Source organism: Paracoccus liaowanqingii (genome assembly GCF_004683865.2).
GTDB lineage: Bacteria > Pseudomonadota > Alphaproteobacteria > Rhodobacterales > Rhodobacteraceae > Paracoccus > Paracoccus liaowanqingii.
The window spans coordinates 791,888-812,011 of record NZ_CP038439.1 but is presented as its reverse complement, the minus strand read 5'-3'; the positions used below and the strand labels follow the sequence as shown (position 1 = coordinate 812,011).

The following is a 20,124-nucleotide window of genomic DNA, read 5'->3' as shown; positions in this document are numbered from 1 at the left end:
ACCTGTCAACCCGCGAACCTCGTCCCTGGCTCACTTCCGGTAGACCTCCACCAGCCCGGACGGATCCAGCCGTTCGACATCCTCCGCCAGCCGCCTGCGCGTCGGGGTCCGGCCGTGGTCCCGCAGCAGGCCCAGCACGGCACTCGTGGCGGCATAGGCATGGGCCGCCCTGCCCGTCCGGCGGTGGTCGACGGCCCAGGCCATCGCCTCGGGCGGGGGGCCGATGACGACGGCCTGGGTGCCGGGCCGATCCAGCAAACGGGCCAGCTGCGGGCCGATCTGGTCCAGCGTGCCGACGACCCGCCGCGGCGCGTCGGGCGCGGCGGCGTCGACGAGGCGGGCCGGCTGCAGGCCGGGATCAGCCTGCAGCAACGCCGTCACCCGCCGGTCTTCGGCCTCGGCCAGCCGTGGCAGAAGCTGCGCGAGGGCGGCGCCAAGGTCCAGGAAGGCCGGGGCGCCCTCGGTGATCCGGCGTCCGAAGGCCCCGCCCTCGGCATTGAAGGCCGCGATGGCGGCCAGAGCCGCCGGGCGCAGGTCCGGATCGACGGGCAGGGTCACGGCCAGATGGGTGGGCCCCAGCCCTTGCTGCTCGGACCGGTCCAGCGACTGCAGATGGGCGACCAGCGCCGCCATCGACCGATCCTCGCCCTGAAAGCGCGGCATCCCGGCCGAGATCGTGCGCCCCGAGGGGGTGACGCCCGTCCTCAGCAGGCGGGCCAGCGCGGCGCTGTCATAGGCGGGCCGGTCGGGCGTGGGCACAGCCAGCGCGGCCCACCCGATGGGCGGCGCGGCCGCGGCCCCGCCCTCGGTCCCGCCCGCGCCATCCGCGCCGTGGCATCCCGCGCAGGTCAGCGTCCCCTGTGGCAGGACCGGCCCGTCCGGACGGGCCAGATGCGCCGTCAGCCCCTCGGCCCGGTGAAACACCGCCGCACCGTCCTTTGCCGCGCCATCCTGTGCGGACCCGTCCTGCGCGGCCACCGGCCCGGCCAGCATCGACAGCCACAGGATGGCGGCCCGCCTCATGAGCCGGACGCGATGTCCCGGGCATGCCGGATCAGCATGTCGGGGTCCGGTACGCCCGGGATGCGCAGGAACCGACCCGTGGCCAGATCGCCCAGCAGATAGACCGCCTCATGCGCCTCGACCGGGCCCGCCGGCAGGCCGAAGGCCGACAGCAGCGCGGGCGTGTCGCGCGGGCTGGCCACGACCCAGTCCCACCGCGCGCTGGCCTGCATCTGGGCGGCCTGCCGGGCCAGCGCCTCGGGCGTGTCCCGCGCCGGATCGACCGAGACCGCGATCAGCGTCAGCCGAGGCGCATCCGGGCGCTGCAGGTCCTGATCGACCAGCTGCATCACCCCCCGGATCATCCCGCAGGTGTCGTCGCATCCGGTATAGAGAAACGAGATCAGCACCGGCCCCGCCTGCCCGTAGCGGGTCCGGAACCCCTCGGTCGCACCCGTGGCATCGGTCACCGGAATGTCGGGCAGCAGCAGGTGCTCCCGCGACAGGGCCTCGCTCATGGCGGTGGCGGGCGGATGGACGTGCCCCTCATGCGCCGCGGCATCGGCCCCGGTCAGCGCGAGGACGGGGGCCAGCACGAAGGCCAGGTGCCTCATCGGATCTCCTCCAGAACCAGCGGCGCGAAGCCTGCGGGCTGGTCGCGCAGGGTCGCGTCGCGCGCCGTGACGACCAGCGGCAGGCGGGCGCGCAGATCGTAGCTGTCGGCGGTCATCCCCTCGGCATCGGTGGTGAATCCCTGCCGGGCGCGCCAGTTGCCGGTCAGGGCGGCCAGCTCCAGCATCCCCGTCAGAGCCGCGGCGGGCGTGCCGTCGGGCGCGACGAAGCGCAGCCGCAGCCGCCCGTCCGACAGGGACTGCGCATCGATCCGGCCCGTCGTGGCGACCTGCGCGGGCGCGGGCGGCGTGGGCACCGGCGCGCAGAAGGCAAGCTGGCCCAGGCCAGTGCTGACGACCAGTTCCCAATCGCCGGGGCGCGGCAGCCGGGCGGCGGCGGTGAAGCGCCCCGGCGCGGTCTGGCGCAGGCTGCGGTCCAGCGCCCGGACATGGCGCGGGATGCCGCCGCGCAGGCGCATCGCCTCCATCGGGGGCTTGCCGCTGATCGCGTGGCTGCCGTTCAGCACGAAACCCGAATAGCTGGAGGCATGGACGGCCAGCATCGCCGGTTCCGGCAGCAGCGGCGCCAACAGGCTTGCCCCCGCGCGTCCGGCCCCCTCGCGTGCGGCGGGGTCGGGCGCGGCAGGGTCGGGCTGGCCCAGGGCGACGCGCCCCACCACCGCCTCGGCCCCGGGATCGATCTGGCGCAGGTCCATCACCCCGACGCCCGACCCGTCGGCCAGCCGCAGCATCGCGGTGTCGGGCAGGAAGGCGATCTCGGCCACCGGGCTGTCGGTCCCGGCGCCCTGCACCATGCGGCCCAAGGCCAGATCGACGATCCCGAAGCCGGTGTGGCCCCGCGCATGCAGATAGACGATGCGGCCTTGGGGGCTGACCGCCACGCGGTCGAAATCACCCGGCAGCGGGATCGTCGTCGGCTGGTCGGGGGCATCCAGCCAGATCACATGCAGGGCGCCCGGGGCCAGCCACAGCGCCGCCTCCGAGGTCAGCCCCACGGCCCGCGCGCCGGGTGCGGGGGTCTGCAGCGCGATGCGCCCGTCATCCTCAAGCACCGTCAGCCGGTCGGGCGACAGCACGGCCAGGCGCCGCGCGGGCTGGCTGTCGCCGTCGCCCGCGATCTGGCGCGCATCGAGGTCGATCCGCTGCGGCGCCCGGTCCGAGTGCAGCCGCAGCACGTCGCCGCGTCCCTCCTCCAGGACCCAGCCCCCGCCCGCCACCGATGCGACCAACGGGCCGGGCCGGTCCAGCCCCCCGGCCAGCACCGACGTCTCGCCATAGGGCGTCATCGCCAGCACCTGCCCCTTCTGCGCGCCGCGACCGGCCAGACTGACCAGGAACTGCCCCGTCACCGGGTCGGCCGCGATCGCCTGCGGCGGCGGATCGAAGCGGTGGGCGGCCAGCAGGTTGGCGGTGCCCAAGGCGCGTTCGGGGTCCAGGATGGTCAGCGCGCCATCCTCCATCACCACGCCCAGAACGACGCCGTTCAGATCGACGCTGCCGATCGAGGCCCGTCCCGCCGCGCGGAAGGCGGCCGCGGATTCGCCGCAGGGCAGGTCCGAGGGGCTGCGGTCGCGCAGCCAGGCCATCGGCGCCAGGTCGCCGGGCACCGCGCCCAGGGCCGAGGTGAACTCGATCCCCACATCGAAGGGCTGGCCCGGCTGGATCAGGTCCAAGGGGGCGCCTTGCGCGCCGGTCAGCCGCATCTGGGCCGACAGCGGCGCCCGCAGCGCCGCCTCCTGCGCCTGCGCCCCGCCGGGTCCGATGCAGACGGCCAGCGCGACGAGGCCCGCCCGCAAGGCCCGCGCAAGGCGATCTAGGGCCGGGGGCATTGCGCGCCATAGGCAAAGCGGATCAGCCCCCAGGTGCCGCCCGCCATCATGTGGCTGGGCCCGTCATGCCACAGGACCGTCCCCTCGGCCGGAACGCGCGTGCCCTCCGGCCCCGGCACGGTCGGCGGGTACAGCCAGGCCGAGACCGACTTGACCGGCGCCAGAAGCGCGGCATTGGGAAAGCCGAAACCGGGGAACAGGTCGTCATAGCCCATGCTGGTCAGCGCGAAGGCCCTCTGCCGGGCACGCCCGCCGGGATGGACGGCGCGGATCAGGACCTGCTCGCCCGGGCAGGCCTGCAGGGTCAGGGGCTGGCGGTCGGGGTCGGACTGGTCGCTGCCGTCCAGGCGCGTGCTCTGCCCCGCCAGGAAGCGGTCCGGGAAGGTCAGGGCGTTCATGTCGTCGCTGGCCTCGATCCGCCCGCCGGGGCCGATATCGGCAAAGCGCAGCAGGCTGGCAAAGGGGCGGCTGCGATAGCTGACGCCCTGCTCGCCCCAGTCGTAGCTGTCGTCGCAGACCAGGCAGTCGGGCGTGATCCGGGGCAGCGCCCCGAAGGCGGCGGCGGCGCTGGTGACGGCGGCGGGCTGGCCCTCGGCCTCCAGCCTCCACTGGATCAGCGACCGGGCGTCATGATGGTTCAGCCCGTCCTGATAGAAGATCACGAACTCGCGCACCGGACGCTGCGCCGCCCCCGCGGGATCGGGCCCCGGGGCAAAGCGCGCCGGCGCGCCGAAGCCCGGGGCGACCGCCGCACTGCGCCAGACCGGCGCAGAGGACGTCGGGGCAGAGGACGTCGGGGCATCTCCGGGCGCGACCTCGGCCAGCACCTGGGCCAGCGCAGTGTCGCTGTCGGGCGCCGCCATCGGCGGGACCAGTGCCGCGGGAAGCGTCCAGTCGCGCGGCACCACATCGATCACCCCGAACAGCCCATGCGTTGTCTGCGCGATCATGTCGCCCGTCACCCGCACGGGCACCGGCCCATAGGCATAGGGGATCCAGCGGATATGCTTGTGCAGAAGGGTCGCGGCCATCGCGCGTAGCTGTTCGACCTGCGCGGGCGTCAGGTCGGCGCCATCGACGCTGAACCCCGTGCCCAGCACGGTGAATTGCGCGGCCTGATCGTCCGCGACACGCACCGCCGAGAACTCGATCTCCGGCTGACCCAGCCAGTCGCGCAGGCGTCCTCGCATGTTGTTCACGGTCTTCTGTGCGATCTCGGAGTTGAAATCGGTCCCGTGCTGCGCGCCCTCGGGCGGGGCGATGCGCATCCGTCCCGCGTAGAAGCGTAGCTCGCCCGAGACTGTGACCCTGCCACCCTCGGCCGGGGCCATCGGGGGGGCATTGATGCCATAGCCCAGGGGCAGCGTCCGGATCAGGTCGCCCCCCGGCAGCCCGATGCTGAGCGCCAGATGCGCCGAGGGTCGCAGCCCCGTCACCGGGCGTGTCGTGGCGGACAGGGTGCCCTGCACCCGCGTCTCGCGCGTGGTCCCGCCATCCGAGACCGATATCTGCGGATCGGTGTTCAGGGGCGCGATGGGCGGCATCAGCGCATCGCCCAATTGGTCGGGCATGCCCGCGCCCGGGGCGGTCTCGCGCAGGGCGTTGAGATAGCGGATCGACACGCAATCGCCCGCATTGACGCGCACGACCAGCGGCTCGGGCCGGGCATAGACGTTGCGCAGGGCGGCCAGGACGGCGTCGGTCCGGGGCCGGTTCGCGCCGGTCCAGTCCGCATCGTCGCGCATGTCGCGCCGCCCCCCACCCGCCATCGGCAGGCTGTCGGGGTTCAGCGCGGCCAGCATCAGCCCGTCGGGATCGCGCCGGTGGCCGCCATAGTCGGTGCCGCCCGGGAACAGGTCGGCCGTGCGCAGCGCGACCAGAAGCAGCGCGGTGTTGGGGCCGGCGCGCGGGTCGGTCGGCAGCGGGCAGCCCGGCGCATCGGCCAGCAGCCCCGGAACGGCGGTCTCCGCCCCGCTTTCCGCTGGCTGCCTCATGCGCCGGATCGGGGGCAGCGGCGGAACGGGGGCCGCGTCGGTGACGCCCTCCGGTTGCCAGCGGCTCAGCAGGTCGCGGCGCCCGGCCTCGTCGGCATAGACCCGCAACAGGCCCCAGGCCCCGTTCCACAGCGCATCGATCGTGCCGAAATTGTACAGATAGTCTGAGGCCTCGGGGATGCCGCCCCCGGTCGTGGCTGCGGTCGGATCATTGGCCTCGATCGTGCCGACATCGGCCCGCAGCCGCCCGCGCAGCTCGAAATGCTCGGAAATGCCGACCTCCTGCGCGAAGGTATAGCCTTCCAGGTTGTCGCAATTGGCCAGCGCGTCATCCAGTCGGGCGAAATACTCCAGCTGCGCCTGATCGTCCGCGTCCGCCGGATCATAGAGGTCCCTCAGGTCCGGGGTCATGTCCAGCCAGGTGTCATACCATTCCGGCCGCGTCCGGCGGACGGCGTCGAAGCAGGCCTGGCGCGCGGGCGGGGTCGATACGGCCAGCGCGCGCATCCCCCCCGCATGGCGCTGGTCGACATTGCGCGGCCCCGCCAGACCGGCGACGTTGAAGCTGTGCTGCACCTCCTGCGCGCCCTGGATCAGCCGGAACATCAGCCGCTCGTCCTGATAGGCCTCGAAGCGCGGGGTCTCGGGCTCTCGCGTGGGCACGTCCCGCCGCCCCGGCGCGAAGGAGCTGAGCGCATAGGCCGCGTCGCCCGCCAGACCCGACAGCTGATAGCGATAGCTGCACAGCGGCATCCGGCCCTCGGTCAGCGCTGCGACCACCTCGCTGTCGGAATCGCCGCCCGGGACACCGCCGGGCGCGCTCATCGCGAAGGGCGCGCAATCGGCGCTGGCCGAGCCGTCGGCATTCTTGGTGGCCAGCCGCAGCGGGATCGGGGCGTTGCGATAGTTCACCAGATAGGGGTCGTGGTGATCGACCGAGATCGATTCGGGGCGCGCGGGCGGGGCGACGGGGCGGGCCAGGACCGGCCCCTCGACCGGCTGCCCGTCGATCGAGGCGGCGCGGGTGCGATAGGCGACCAGATGCGCGCGCAGCCTGTCCGCATCCTCGGGGCGCATCAGGTTGGCATCCGGCCCGTCATCCGCCGCAAGGCCGCCGCCCGGCGCGCCCGAAGCCCACCATGCGGGCACGACCTGCGGCTCGCCCGCCCCGCCATTGCCGCAGAGCGCGTCGATCTGCGTCCCGCGCCCCGTGGCGGCCAGCAGCGCCTCGCAATCCAGCCGGGCCATGCCGTCGCGGCCGCTGTCCGGATCGGCGTCCAGCGCGGCGATGTCGTCGCGGTCGCGCGGATCGTAGAGCAGGGCGAAATCGGCCACCGCCAGCGCGAACTCGCGGTAGTCGGGATGGAAGGGATCCCTGGCCGCGTTGGCCAGGATGACCTTGTGGCTGCCGACCCAATCGGCATCCGCATCGGCCGCCCGGAACGGTGTCTGCGGCTGCACCTGCGCCGTGCAGTCCTGCGGATCGGCCGGGTCGCAGATGCGGGCCGCGCCGGGCTCGATCAGCAGCGCGGTATAGAAGCCGTGCTGCTGGATCGAGGAGGGGCCGAAATGGTCGTGGCTGAAGACCGTCCGCATCGTGCGGTCCTGCACCCGGCCTTCGCCATCCAGCGTCATGATCGGATCGGCGAACCAGCGCTGCACGGTGGTCTGGAACAGATCGCGCGTCTCGACAGGATCGTCCAGCCCCGGAACATCGACGGTGTGCGGGCTGCCGTCCGGCCCCTCGCCCATCGGCAGACGCCAGATGCGCGACAGCGGGCTGGCCTTGTCATGCGCCGCATCGCAGAGCGCGGGCGTCGGGGCCGTGAAGCCCCAGGCGGGATTGTCGGGCAAGGGCGCCTCCGAGGCCAGATTGGCGCAGCGCCGCGCCATCAGCTCGTCGGCGGCAAAGGTGCCGTCCTCGTAGTTCCAGCCATTGCCCGACCCGTCCGAGGCTGTGACGTCGAACTTGACCAGGTGGATGTGCTGCCCGATCGTGTCGGTCGGCGTCTTCACCTGGAAATCGTCCAGCTCCAGATCCTTGGGCAGCTCGTTCGTGTGCCGGAACTCGATGCACTCGCCCGAGATCGCGCGGAAGAAGAACGGCTCGCTGTCGTCGCGGATGCGGGGCGAGATGCGGTCGCGCGTCTCGGCGCCGGCATCCTTGTAGCCGTCCGATCCGTCGGTCAGCACGTCGATGCGGGCCTGCGGATCGTGCCAGCCCGCCTGGTTGACGACCAGATCCAGCTGCACCGCCGACACCTCGTAGCGGCGAAAGCCCAGAAGGTCGGGATCGGTGACATAGCCCGCACCGCCCACGAAGGGATCGTTGCCGCTGGCCGGCCCGTCGCGCACCGGCGCCCCGCCGCAGGGATCGGCGAAGGGCGCCCCGGGGGCCGCCGGCGCACCGTTGACGTGGAACCGCCCCGGCGGCATGTCGGACCCGCCCGGCAGGGGCGCGGTCAGCGTCTGATACGACCCCTCCGAGGCGCTGGCGGGCGTGCCGTCCGGTTGCAGCACCGTCAGCCCGGCGCCGTCATGGTGAAAGGCCTGCGCCGCCTGTTCCAAGGGCTCGCCCTCGGGGTGCAGGGCGCGGATGCGGGCATTGTCCAGATGCGCGCTCATGTCGCCCAGGGCCAGCGCCTTGGCGACGATCCGGCTGCGCAGCGCCTCCAGCCGCCGCAGGTTGCCCGGGGCGTCCAGATCGGATGCCAGCGCCGTATCGAGGGCCAGGATGTCGTCGGTCAGGTAGTCCAGCTTGCGGTCGGCACCGGTCACGACATGCCGCCCCAGCCCGCCCGACAGGTAGTCGTCGGTGGGCTGGCCGTCGGCATCCAGCCTGCGCGCGATGTCGCGCGGCGCCTGCGGGGGGCGATGGCCCGCCGCGCCCGCGATATAGAAGGGATAGCCGGGCATGGCATCGATGCGGGGGGCCGCATCGGGGTCCACCGGGGCGGCGGCCTCGGTTCGGATGAGGCGTTCCGGTCCGTCCCGGACAAGGGCACGGTCCCGCAACCCCATCGACGGCACGCCCCGGCGCCCCGGCAGGCTGTCCGCCGTGCGCCGGACCGGGGGTGCGACCGGCTGCATTGCGGCCTGATCCTCGTCGGTCGCGTCGGGCAGGGCCGCCGCCGCGGGGTCGGCATAGCTGGGCAGCGGGGGCAACGGCTCTCCGGGCAGGGGGACCAGCGCGGGGATCGGCGTGCCCGCGCCCTCGATCCGGTCGGGCGTGGCCGGATCGTCGCGGTCCAGCCAGGCCCCGGTGCGGGGGTCCACGCTGCCCGTCCGGGTGAAGTCGGCCTCCTCGGGGGCGCGGATCTGCGCCGACAGTCCGGGCGTGGCCTGGCCATCGGGCAGCTTGCGGCTGCCATCCTCGAACACGTCATGGACGCGCCACAGCGCCCACATGCCCTGGGCGAAATGGGGATAGAGGTGGCAGTGGAAGATCGAATCCCCCACCGTCCGGTTGCGGTTGCCCGAGCCCGCCACGAAGGGACCGCCCTGCCCGTCCCGGCGCCCGCCGTGATAGATGTTATAGCTGAACCCCTGCCCCGGCGCGACGGTCTGGCTGTCCAGATAGCTGCCGCGCCCCGGATCGTTGCCCGCGAACCATTGATGCGCGTGCAGGTGGAAGACATGCGTCTCCTTGGGTCCGGCATGGAAATTGCGGAACACGACCGGGTCGTTCAGATAGGAATGATGCACGTTCGACGGATCGTCGGCATACCATTCCAGCAGCGCCGGATCGCCATTGGCCCAGGAGGTCAGGAAGAACTCCTCGTAGAGGCACTCCATGCAGCTGGCCGAGGGGCCGATCCCCTTGCGGTTGGCCAGAAGCAGCGTGCCCATGCCGCTGGCGCCGTAATTGATCGCGAAGGCGTCGCGCACCCCGGCCAGCTGGCCGAACTGTGCCAGTTCCTCGAAATTGCGGGTGTAGAAGGTCTTCAGCTCGTCATGGAAGAAGACCGAGAATTCGCGGAAGGCGCTGAACACCGGCTCGACCGTGCCGGCGTCCGCATCGGTCCCTGCGGCGCAGCCCAAAGGCTGGGCGGCCCGCGCGGCAGCCGATGCGGCGTCGCACCAGATGATCGCGTTCAGATCGGCATGGACCAGCTCGACCGCGCGGGCCTGCCCGAAGGCGGCGCCGTCCAGCGACCGCGCCATGTTCAGGACCGGCACTTCTCCGATCCGATGTTCGTAATCCAGCCAGTCCTGCCGGGCATGGCGCGGCGCGTCCGCGCGCGGGGCCCAGACCGCATCCATCGCCGCCTGCGACACCTGGCTGCGATACCAGCGCGTGCCCGGGCGCTCGGCCATGACGGCACCGAACAGCCCATGTGTGATCGACCCGCCATCGCCATTGCCCCCGGAGGGCGCGGCGCGGCTGGACAGGAAATGCGTCCCCTCCTGCACGACCTCGAAGAGGCAGGTGAACGCCTCGTTCGGCGCGACGGCATCGAGGCCCGAGCAGGCGGGGTTCGGCGCGCTCTCGCCGGGCAGCGCCAGGGGCCGCAGCCCCTGCAGGGTCAGGTTGACCGACCGCGTGCGCGGCCAGTCGGGCGCGCCATCGGCCGCGTCGGCCCCGCCGGCATCCGAGGGTCGAGTCCCGAAGCAGGTACCGTGCTGCGCGAAGGGCCCCTCGTCGCGCGCGATCTGGGCCGAGACCTGGGCGCGGCTGGGATCATCGGTGGGCCCGGTCGGGCAGAAATCGGCCGACAGGTCCAGGGGCGCCAGATCGCCGGGCCCGTCGCCGGGGGCCAGCAGGTTCGTCACCCGCAGATACATCAGATCGCCCACATTCGCGCGCAGCACCAGCGGGCGCGGGCGGCGGCAGTCGCGCAGGCGCACCCCCCCGGCACTCAGCGCGCCGGCTGTCGCCTCCTGCGTGCCCGTATCCGTCCCGCAGTCGATCGCGGCGGGCGTGTCGTCCAGCGACATCGGCACCACGTCGCGGCGCAGGGCAAAGATCATGCCGAAGGGGTTGAACGAGCCGAAGCGGTTGTAGACCAGCATCTGGTCCAGCGCGACCAGATCGGCACAGACGACGCGCAGATCGCGATCCCCCGCAGCCTCCTGGCACTGGGTGTGGAACGTCGTTCCTTCGGGCGGCGATTTCTGCGCAAGGGCCGGGTCGGGGGGCAGCAGGACGGCCAGACCCAGCAGCAGGGACGCCGCGCTGCGACGAGGAAAACGGCGGGAGATAAAAGCGGATGTCCGAAACATGGCGCCTCTTACAGCTTAACAAACGGCCGCCCTTGGCGCCGCCTGTATTCGGGCCAAGCCGACAAAACCATTCACCGAAATTCATCAGGAGATAACATGAACGAGGTTGCCACGAGTCGGTCGACGTGGCAATTATTTATTGATTTCGGATTATGTCTGTCACATCAGCTTCGCAAGGCGTTCGATTGAAACAGTTCGTGTGATTTGATAGGAATGACAAAACTCTAAAATTATTTACATAGAATACAATTATTTGGACAATATATAGTTAATATTATGCACATCCCGCAAATTTGCATTCCACGAAAGTTATTCCGGCGAGTTCAGTTCGTTTCTTTTTGACTCCCGAATTTCATCTCGGTCCGCCAATACCTTGCCGCAGATTGCCTGACGAATGGCTCCCACTTTTGCTTCACCCGTCACCAGTTCTCTTTTTCTCGGAGGTTGACCCATGCAGCATGACCTTGCGGCGGCCCGGAGGTTCCTGGCCATGGGTCTGGATCACCCGCGCGCCCGGTCGATCATCAACGCGATGCGGCCGATCTTCCGCTATGATGCGGTCGATGCGGGCCGGGCCGCCGCCCTCAAGGCCCTCGCCGAGGCCTGCGGTCCGAGGATCGCCCGGCTGGAGGTCAAGTTGAACGGCCAGTTCGTGCCCCTGGCGACGGCCTGGCCCTGCGCCTCCGGTCTGGACCCGGACGCGCCGGGACCGACGCGGCGCTTCGTGACGGCGGGCCATGTGCTGCCGCTGTTCTTCCAGACGGCCCAGATCCTCAGCTTCGCGGGCAGCGTCCAGACGCGGGCCATGCACCCCGGACGGGTGGTCTTTCCCGACGGCCGGACCTTCGAGATCCGCAAGTGGATCTCGGCCCATGACCTGGATCTGGCGGTCTTCGACATCGAGGGGCAGTGCGAGGGGCTGATCCTTGATCGCTCGGGCACCCTGCCGACCGTCGTGGCGCCGATCGGCTATCCGCTGGTCGCGGGGGTGGGGCTGTTCGCGCAGATCGATGCCGCCTATCGCGAAAAGCTGTTCGCCGGGACGGGGGACAGCCGGCCCCATTCCTCCAGACGGCTCAAGGGCTACTTCCTGCACGATGCGACGACTATCCCCGGCTATTCGGGCGCCCCGGTCTTCGACCCGGCGACGCAGCGGGTGGTGGGTGTGCATGTCTGGGGCTCGGCCGACCGGCCCGACATCGCCGGGAGCAGCCCCGAGGCCGACCCCTTCGCCGCGGACCTGAACGATGCCGTGCGGATCGCGGCGGCACTGGGGGACGGCTGGATGCGGGACATCCTGGCCGGCCTCAGCGACGCCCCGCCCGATGGCGCACCGACCCGCCCGTGGGAGGCCCGGCAGAGCCCCGAGGCCGCCCTGTCGCTCTCCGCACTCGGGCAGGAGGCGCTGCGCCGCATCGCCCCGGCGCGGCGTCCGGTGGCCCCGCCCGATGCCGGGATCGACCGCGACCGGCCCGACAGCCGCGACCGCTGGTTCCGCCCCTCGCTGGCCCCGCCCGCGCAGCAGATCCTGCCCCAGCCCACCGTCATCGGTGATCAGGCGACCGAGGGCAGCTGCGCCGCCTTCGCCGTCGCCGCCGCCATCGAGCATCACCTGGCGCAGCGCCCGGACCATGTCGCAGCGCCCGTCTTCCGGGCCAGCGTGCGGATGCTGGACCGCATGGCACGCCGCCACGACGAATGGCTGGACGACACTCCGGACGGCACCAGCCTGCGGGCCGTCCTCAAGGGCTTCTACCACAACGGCGTGTGCAGCTGGGATCGCGCGCCCTATGTCCCCGGGCTGACGGATTTCTTCCTGACGCGCGACATCGCCAAGGAGGCCCGCCGGCTGACCCTGGGCAGCTATCTGCGCGTGCGCCCGACGCTGGACGACATGCGCATGGCCGTGCAGGAGGCGCGCGTCGTCATCGTCACCGCCCGGATCCATGACGGCTGGCGCCATCCGGACGCCGACCACCGCATCCCCTACGACACCGCCGATCCCCCGCAGCCGCGCGGCCTGCATGCCTTCGTCATCGACGGCTATACCGACGAGGGATTCATCGTCCAGAACTCGCGCGGGCCGGACTGGGGCGGGTTCGCGGGCCTGCCCGGCCATGCGCTGTGGAGCTTCGACGATTGGGCCGCCCATGGCGGGGATGCCTGGGTGATCCGGCTGGCCCCCGACAGCGCCAGGGCCTTTGCCGTCGCGGCCGGCGGTCATGCCGGCGCGGGCACCCGACGCATCGGGCTTCTGGGCCACATGATCCATGCCGAACGGGGCGGCCTGATCGAGGACGGGACCCTGGGACTGGGCGCCCGCGGCGTGGCCGAGACGGCGGGCTACCTCGCCTCGGACGAGGGGCGGGCCGCCTATCCGCGCCTGCTGCTGATGGTGCATGATCCGCTGCTGGACAGCGATACGATCGCGGGTCTGGCCCTGCCGCTGACGATGCGGCTGAAGGCGCGGGGGATCTATCCACTCCACATCGTCTACGGCATGGACGAGATGCTGGGGTGCCGCCTGCGGCTGGCCCATGATGTCGGGCAGGCGGTCACGCGCTATCTGCGCGAGGGCGGGTCGCGGGACGCAGCGCTGGCGCGGCAGCTGGGCCCCGGGATCCGCGCGCAGGTCGACAGCTATCGCCGCGGCGCGCAGGAGGCCGCGCCCCGCCTGATGCGCGACGCGCTGGCCGTGCTGCCCCTGTTCGCGGCCGACGAGGGGCGGCGGATCCAGATGGTCTCGGTCGGCCTGGGTGCGATCCCGGCCCGGGCGCTTGGCCGCGCGGTGCCGGACGTCCGCCCCGACCATCTGGCCATCGCGCCCCCGGTCCCGATGCGCGCGGCACGGGTCTGGCGGCTGAGCGACACGCGCGACGAAAGCGACCTGCCCGGCTGGCGCGGCAGCCTGACCGACCTGATCGCCGCCGCCCATGACTGCCGCATCCGCGCCCGCGGCGGCACCCCTGCCGCGACCATCCAGGCCCTGCTGGGACAGGCCGATTTCACGGAACAGCTGGTGGAGAGGCTGGGGTGAGGGGCCGCGTCAGCCGGGACGCGGCTCGGCGATCGAGGCCTTCGATCCCGGGCGGCAGCCCCGACCGTCAGAGGCCGGGGGTCGCCATGCCCGCGATCATCCAGATCGTGGTGCAGGCCAGCAGCGCGGCCATGGCGCGCTGGACAAGGCGGGCATGTTCGGTCGTGCTCAGCAGGCGCTGCAGGCGGCAGGCCAGCAGGACGTAGCCGCCATAGACGGCGCCAGGCGCCGCCACGGTCACGATCGCCACCGTCAGCAGGGAGGACCAGTCGATCCGGTCACCCGTCGAGCCCGCGGACAGAAGCGCGACGAAGAACAGCAGGCTGAGCGGGCTGGCCAGTCCCGCGACGATGCCCGCCGTCAGGTCGGCACCCCAGGACGCGGCACCATGAGCCGCGCCGACCGCGATGCCGCCACGGGCGGCCGATCGCCAAAGGTGCAGGACGACGGTCCCCAGATAGGCGATGACCATGGCCTTCGCCGCCAGGATGATCGCCCGGGGATCGCCGATCCAGAGGACGAGGCCGCTCATCACGGCAGCCAGGGTCGCCAGCTTTGCCAGGATGACCCCGGCGGCGAACAGGGCCGCCCCGCGCCGTTGCCCGGCCAGCGCGCGCGCCAGCAGGATCGCCACGACGGGGCCGGGTGCGGCGGCGACCACGGCAAGCGCCGTGGCATAGGACAGGATTTCCACCAAGGCCTCCAGTTCCGGAACGTGACGGCATCGCGGGGTGTCCCTCGGCGCCCGGTCGATTGACGTGCCCTTGACGCGGACGACCTAGAGCCGCGCTTCCTGCCGGGAGTGGATGCCGCATCTCCAGCGCTTGACCTGCCAGCCGGCATGCGCCTGCTGCCACCGCGCGACCTCGGTCTGCCCGGACATCATGCAGGTCAGCATCGAGACCTCGGCGGGATCGTAGAGGTTCGAGAATTCGCGGCACTGCCCGTGCAGGCAGGCAATGATGATGAGCTCAAGCATCGTGATCTCTCTCCGACTGTCAAAAGGGGTCCCGCGCTCAAGGCATCCGGACCCGGAACGGCAGGCCGCCTGACGGTGCATCAGCTGCGCTGCCCGCTCGTCACGGGTCTCCGCTGTCGCGGCCACACAGGCGGACGGGGTCGCCATCGGCGCGGTGCCGATGGCGACGGGGGCATGGGAAGGATGGTGATCCCCGTTGCGCGACCGCAGTCGCAGGACGGCGTCCCCCGGTGCCGACGGACCTGCAAGAAGCCCGCGTGATGGTCCCCCTGCCCGAACGGGGTCAGGGGAAGGCGGCGGGATGCGACGCCGACTGGTTCAAAATGTCACTGTTCACTGATGGTCATCATCCCGCGCGCCGGCGTCCTGTCGCGACGTCCCGGCATCGTGGCTTTCGGGGTCATGTGTCGCAGGTCACCGGGCCATCCTCCGTGTTCGCGGATCCGGCGTCCTGCCGATCCGCGACTCAGGGTATGCCATCGATGCGTGATCGCGGTGTGAGCGGCGCGTGACCGGCTAGAGGCCCGACTGCGTCACGTTCAGCAATCCCATGCGCCGCAGGGTCGTGACCGGATAGTCGGGGCTGGCCATCAGCTGCAGGCTGAAATCCGGCTCGGCGCGGCGCAGCGCGCTCAGCGCCTCGGCGGCACCCGCCTCGTCGTGCCGGTGAAAGCGCAGGGCGGCCAGGATCCGCAGCGCCGGGCGGCAGTCCGGGGCATAGGCCAGCGCGGTCGCCGCGGCGGCCTCGGCCTCGGCCAGGCGGCCCAGGCGCAGCTGCGCCACCGCCCGCCGCATCTGCCAGCTGGCCTGTCCCAGCACCGCCATCGGCCCCGCATCGGCGCGCAGGATCGTCGTCAGGGCGTCGCTGTCGCGCCCCGCGTCGTTGAGGGCCTGCGACAGGGCCAGATGCGCCATGTCATGGCCCGGGGACAACCGGCAGGCCAGACGTGCCAGGTCCAGCGCCCCGGCCACCTCGCCGCGCCAGGACCTCATCAGCGAACAGATCGCCAGCACGATCGGATCGCCCGGTGCCGCCTCGAAGGCGCGGCGGCAATGCGCCTCGGCCTCCTCCAGAAGGGCGCGAGGGTCCGCGCCCTGCCGCTCGATGATCAGGGTATAGCGCAGGAAGGCCCGCAAGGCGCAGGGTACCGCCCCCTCGGCCTGCTGCAGATGTCGGTCCGCCGCCAGCAGCCGGCTGCGCGAAAAGCTGAACAGGTCGGGAAGCGGATAGAGCATCCAGCCGCCCTGCCCGGCCTGGCGCGCGGTCTGGATCATCGTCATCGCCAAGGCGCCGCTGGCCCGGCGCAGATCGTGCAGGGCGGACGACAGGGGATAGTGCTGCGCCCAAAGCTGCGTGCCGCTGGCGATGTCGCGCAGCACCATCATCATCAGGACCTTGTCGTCGGGCTGGCCCAGGCACCAGCTTTCCACCAGCAGGCCCTCGCCCGCCTCGGCCATCTGCGTGGCGCGGGCGGGGATCAGCGGTGCGGCCCGTGCCGCGGCCTCCTGCAGCAGGAATTTCGTCAGCATTCGCGCCTGCGCGCTGTCGCCCTGCGGTTCGCCGACGATCAGCAGCGGCAGCTGGCGCGCGGGCGCTTGGTCCTCCAGCGCCAGGCGCATGTCGCGCAGCCAGTCCTCGAACTCGGGATCGTCGATCTCCAGCCCCTCGGCGAACTCGGCCGGCTGCCCGGCAAGGCCGGGCGCGGGACGCAGATCCACCGACACGACCGCAGGATCGAGCCCGGCCCAGCCGTCGCCGCCGATCAGCGCCGCATCCAGGGCATGGCGCAGGTCATGCAGCGTCTGCCGCAGGCTGGCCGCGCCCTGCGCCGGGGGACTTTGGCTCCACAGCAGGTCCTGAAGCCGCGCCCGCGCCATCCGCAGGCCAGGGGCCGTTCCCAGCAGCGCCAGCATCCCCCGCGCCTTCCGGCTGCGCGGCGTCACATCCTGGCCCAGGGCGCTGGTCAGGCCGACCGGTCCCATGAGGCGTAGCCGAAAGCGCATGGCACCACTCTCTTAATTTTGCTCTCGACCATGTTACCATAGGTCAACCGAATCGAGGTCACGAAGCGGCCCGGCCAGAGGGATGATGCGATGTCGTTCGCCAATGCCCACAATGCGCACAACGCCCACAATGCACATAATGCCCATAACGCGCATGGCGGAGGGGCGGACGGCCAGGGCCCGATGCTGGCGCAGGCGCTTCTGATGTCGCGCGAAGCCCTCGCGCCTATGGGAGAGGTCGCCCTGTCGCAGCCCGCAGCCCGGACGCAGGGCCTTGGGGCACGGCTGCGGCGGATCGAGCCGCAATTCGCCGTCGCGGCGCTTCTGTCCGAGCTGTGCGAAGGCCTGCAGGTCAGCGCAGCGGCGGAGGCCCTGACGATCACGGTCCCGCAGGGTCAGCTGATCCGCATCGCCCCGCCGTCCGATGACGATCTGAAGACGGAGACGCAGCTTGTCGCGGGCTATGCCGAGCTGCGGGCAGAGCGGATAGCCGAGATCCTGGTGCAGACGGAGCAGATCCTGCCCTTCTTCACGACGATCCTTCCCCTGGACCCCCGCTGGACGCCAAGCGCCCTGCTTCTGGCATCACTGGCCTCCGACTTGGCGACGGCCATCGTTCAGCGTGCAAAGCTTGGCTTTGGCATTGCGCGGCCGCATGTCCTGTCGGCCGACATTCAGCCCATCATCGCCTGCCCCGGGCATTCGGCCTTCCCAAGCGGTCACGCCACCCAGGCCTTCGCACTGGCCGGCGTGCTGGCCGCGCTGACCGGCCGGGCCTCGCCCGAGATGGCCAGTCCGCTGGATCGGACCGCCGCGCGCATCGCGGTGAACCGCACGGTCGCGGGCCTGCACTACCCTTGCGACAGCGCGGCGGGGGCGGCGCTTGGGCTGTCCCTTGCAGGCTGGCTGGTCGCCCGCGCGACGGCGGGCACGGCACCGCAGATCGGTTTCGACGCGCCGCGATGGGGCGAGGATGCCCCGGCGGGATCGCGGGATTTCCACCTGCCGGCCTTCTGCGCGGCATGGGAGGGCAAGACCTGCCTGACGCGGGGCGCAGAAGTCGCCTTCGCGCCGGCCCCGCTGCTGGCAGCCCTGTGGTTCAACGCGCGGCAGGAATGGGCCGAACGATGGGGATGACGCCGCATGTCTGGACGCCGGCCCCGCCCGAAGAGGCGGCACGGATGGGGGACGAGGACTGGCCGCTGCTGGACGAGCTGCTGGCCCCGATGACGACTGCCGTGCCGGACCCCGACCGTCAGGAACGGCGCGCCGCCCTGCAGGCCCTCATCCAAGCGGCGTTCGAGTGATGATCGCTACGGATTCCCTCGAGTTCTTCGGCCCGATCCTGGATCGCATCCCAGATCTTCTGCCAGCCCAGACCCTTGTGAGGGCGAGCACGCCGTTGATTGAAAACGGCCCTTTCCTTCACCCCTTGGCACACCCGCCCGATCCGGACCGGGCGACCATCGTGGCGGTGATCGACCACGCGATCCCCTTTGCCCATCCCCTGTTCACGACCCGCGAGGGCCATAGCCGGGTCGCGGCAATCTGGCTGATGGAGGCGCAGGCCGTCGACCGCCGCCCCGACATCGCCTTCGGGCGCGAGCTGCGCGGCCCGCAGATCGACGCGCTGCGTCGCCCCGATGATCCCCATGCCGCCTATCGGGCCTGCGGCCTGATGACCGCTGCCACCAGCTTTGCCATGGCCCATGCCGGCAGTCACGGCGCCGCGGTCGCGGCACTGGCGGCGGGTCATGATCCCACCGATGACCGCGGGCGGGCCGTCCCGATCCTGGCGGTCTCTCTGCCGCAGAGCGCCCTGGCGGACACCACGGGCAGCCTGGCCGGGCTTTTCATCCAGTCGGCCATCGTCTTCGTCATCGCCCGCGCCCGGGCCCTTGCCCGCGAGATGTCGGCGCAGGCCGGCCGGACCGTCCGGCCATCGCTGGTCGTCAATCTGTCACTGGGCGTGACGGCGGGCGCCGATGACGGCAGCGCACGTCTGACGCGATTGCAGGACGCCATCGCGACCCGGACCGGATGGGAACTGGGACCGATCTTCTTCGTCCTGCCGACCGGCAATCACCGCCAGGATCGTCTGCGGGGGCGGCTGGACGCCGGACAGGAGATCGGCTGGCACATTCCGCCCGCCGACCCGACCCTGAACGCGATCGAGATCTGGGGCGGGCCCGGCGAAGCGCTGCCGCAGGTCGAGGTCGCGACTCCGGACGGCACGCGGCTTGTCGTGCCGCTGACGACGACGGGGTCCGGACGGATCACCGATGCGAACGGCACCGCGCTGGCCCGGGTCGTCCTGCAGCGTCGCGGGGGATCGTCGGGCAGACCTGTCGTGACCATCATCGTGCCCCCGACCCTTCCGGCGGCGGCCCGCGCTCCCTGCGCGCCGCCCGGCCTGTGGCATCTGCGCCTGATCCGGGCGGGCCCGTCCGGATGCGACCTAGCCGTTCACCGCGACGACCGGCTGTCCGGCTTCCGCGGTCAGGGACGACAGTCCCGTCTGGTCGAGCCCAGCTACGCGCCTCGAACTGACAGCGGTCGCTGGCAGGGGGCCGACGATCCGGCGACAGTCGGCCTGATCCGCCGCAACGGGACGGCAAATGTCTATGCCCGCGGCAGGCGCCAGATCCGGGTGGGCGCCAGCCTGGCCCGGCCCGCCGGCCAGATCAGCGCCTATACCGGCCTGCTGCCCGACGGCGCGCCCGGCGACGTGACGGCACCCGCCGACACAAGCTTTGCGCTGCCCGGACTGCGCCTTCCCGGCATCGCGCCCGCATCGCGCCAGCGCCTGAGCGGCACCAGCCTCTCCGCCCCGCAACTCTGCCGCTGGCTGTCCGCCGCCTTGGCCGACGGCGCGCGCATCTTCGACCGCGACACCCTGCTGACGGCGCTTGGCCCGGATGGCGGGGCCCCAGATTTTGGTGTGCCCGACCTGGCATGGCGCTGCGTCAGGGCCGACTGAGCGCGCGGCTGCCTGCAGACCGGGCGGTGACCGAAGGGACGACATGATCGGGGGCGCGCATGCCTCTCCCTCGCCTCGCGGCAATCCCCGCAATCGAAGTGCAGACGGGCGATCCCGCCCCCAGGACTTTCATGCGGCCCCTGCACCGGTCCCGGACTGCACCACCATCCCGGGCGGGCCGCCCGGGATGGTCCTTGGGCGATCTGGCTGCTGGCGCCGGCCGCGTGGCCCGCGCCAGCAGCCACGCGACCCCTATGCGCCACTGTCACCGTACCGATGGCAGGCAAGGCGCGATCTTCTCTGCCATGTCGGTCGGGACACCAGTACGCTTGCCGCTGCCGACCTCGGCCTTCTTGACCTACGCGTTCAAGTGCTGGGGCTCACAGCCGATCCTTGCGGAAATCGACATGGCCGGCTGCCGGCGCGGTCCGTGCTGATCTTTGT

General features: G+C 71.6%; 11 protein-coding genes. 4 read left to right on the top strand and 7 right to left on the bottom strand.

Annotation, left to right across the window (positions count from 1 at the left end):
* Nucleotides 1-30: 30 nt before the first annotated feature.
* From E4191_RS03865 to E4191_RS03850, 4 genes are read right to left on the bottom strand one after another with little or no spacing between them, the layout of a single operon-like run.
* A complete protein-coding gene (locus E4191_RS03865; protein WP_135312232.1) occupies nucleotides 31-1,023 on the bottom strand; it encodes a c-type cytochrome in 993 nt (330 codons plus the stop codon).
* Entirely contained in the window at nucleotides 1,020-1,616 is a 597-nt protein-coding gene (locus E4191_RS03860) for an SCO family protein (protein WP_135312231.1), read from the bottom strand. Before E4191_RS03860 ends, E4191_RS03865 begins: the two co-directional genes overlap by 4 nt.
* Nucleotides 1,613-3,463: a hypothetical protein gene (locus tag E4191_RS23630; RefSeq protein WP_176562623.1), complete on the bottom strand. Its 1,851-nt coding sequence runs from the start codon at nucleotides 3,461-3,463 to the stop codon at nucleotides 1,613-1,615. Before E4191_RS23630 ends, E4191_RS03860 begins: the two co-directional genes overlap by 4 nt.
* The gene (locus E4191_RS03850) at nucleotides 3,448-10,680 is read right to left on the bottom strand and encodes a cupredoxin domain-containing protein (protein WP_135312230.1); all 7,233 of its coding nucleotides are present in this window, start codon (nucleotides 10,678-10,680) and stop codon (nucleotides 3,448-3,450) included. The genes E4191_RS23630 and E4191_RS03850 overlap by 16 nt, the downstream gene beginning before the upstream one ends.
* 451 nt (nucleotides 10,681-11,131) lie before the next feature.
* On the opposite strand from E4191_RS03850, the gene E4191_RS03845 reads away from it, so the two are divergent.
* Nucleotides 11,132-13,717 carry a trypsin-like peptidase domain-containing protein gene (locus E4191_RS03845; RefSeq protein WP_135312229.1) on the top strand — a complete coding sequence of 862 codons (2,586 nt, stop codon included), beginning with the start codon at nucleotides 11,132-11,134 and terminating at the stop codon, nucleotides 13,715-13,717.
* A gap of 67 nt (nucleotides 13,718-13,784) precedes the next feature.
* Here the strand turns inward: E4191_RS03845 and E4191_RS03840 are convergent, their stop codons facing one another.
* The 3 genes from E4191_RS03840 to E4191_RS03830 all read right to left on the bottom strand — a co-directional run bounded on the left by E4191_RS03840 (nucleotide 13,785) and on the right by E4191_RS03830 (nucleotide 16,700).
* Complete coding sequence (locus E4191_RS03840) at nucleotides 13,785-14,411, bottom strand: LysE family translocator (RefSeq protein WP_176562622.1); 627 nt, start codon at nucleotides 14,409-14,411, stop codon at nucleotides 13,785-13,787.
* Nucleotides 14,412-14,495: 84 nt separating this feature from the next.
* Nucleotides 14,496-14,696, bottom strand: a complete 201-nt coding sequence (locus tag E4191_RS03835; RefSeq protein ID WP_135312227.1) for a hypothetical protein — start codon at nucleotides 14,694-14,696, stop codon at nucleotides 14,496-14,498.
* 516 nt (nucleotides 14,697-15,212) lie between these two features.
* The gene (locus E4191_RS03830) at nucleotides 15,213-16,700 is read right to left on the bottom strand and encodes an SARP family transcriptional regulator (RefSeq protein WP_135312226.1); all 1,488 of its coding nucleotides are present in this window, start codon (nucleotides 16,698-16,700) and stop codon (nucleotides 15,213-15,215) included.
* A 90-nt stretch (nucleotides 16,701-16,790) separates the two neighbouring features.
* On the opposite strand from E4191_RS03830, the gene E4191_RS03825 reads away from it, so the two are divergent.
* The 3 genes from E4191_RS03825 to E4191_RS03815 all read left to right on the top strand — a co-directional run bounded on the left by E4191_RS03825 (nucleotide 16,791) and on the right by E4191_RS03815 (nucleotide 19,680).
* Complete coding sequence (locus tag E4191_RS03825; protein WP_135312225.1) at nucleotides 16,791-17,837, top strand: phosphatase PAP2 family protein; 1,047 nt, start codon at nucleotides 16,791-16,793, stop codon at nucleotides 17,835-17,837.
* Nucleotides 17,828-18,007 (top strand): hypothetical protein, encoded by a 180-nt coding sequence (locus E4191_RS03820; protein WP_135312224.1) that lies wholly within the window; start codon nucleotides 17,828-17,830, stop codon nucleotides 18,005-18,007. The genes E4191_RS03825 and E4191_RS03820 overlap by 10 nt, the downstream gene beginning before the upstream one ends.
* Nucleotides 18,008-18,132: 125 nt before the next feature.
* Nucleotides 18,133-19,680 carry a S8/S53 family peptidase gene (locus tag E4191_RS03815; RefSeq protein ID WP_135312223.1) on the top strand — a complete coding sequence of 516 codons (1,548 nt, stop codon included), beginning with the start codon at nucleotides 18,133-18,135 and terminating at the stop codon, nucleotides 19,678-19,680.
* The last annotated feature ends 444 nt before the right edge of the window (nucleotides 19,681-20,124 follow it).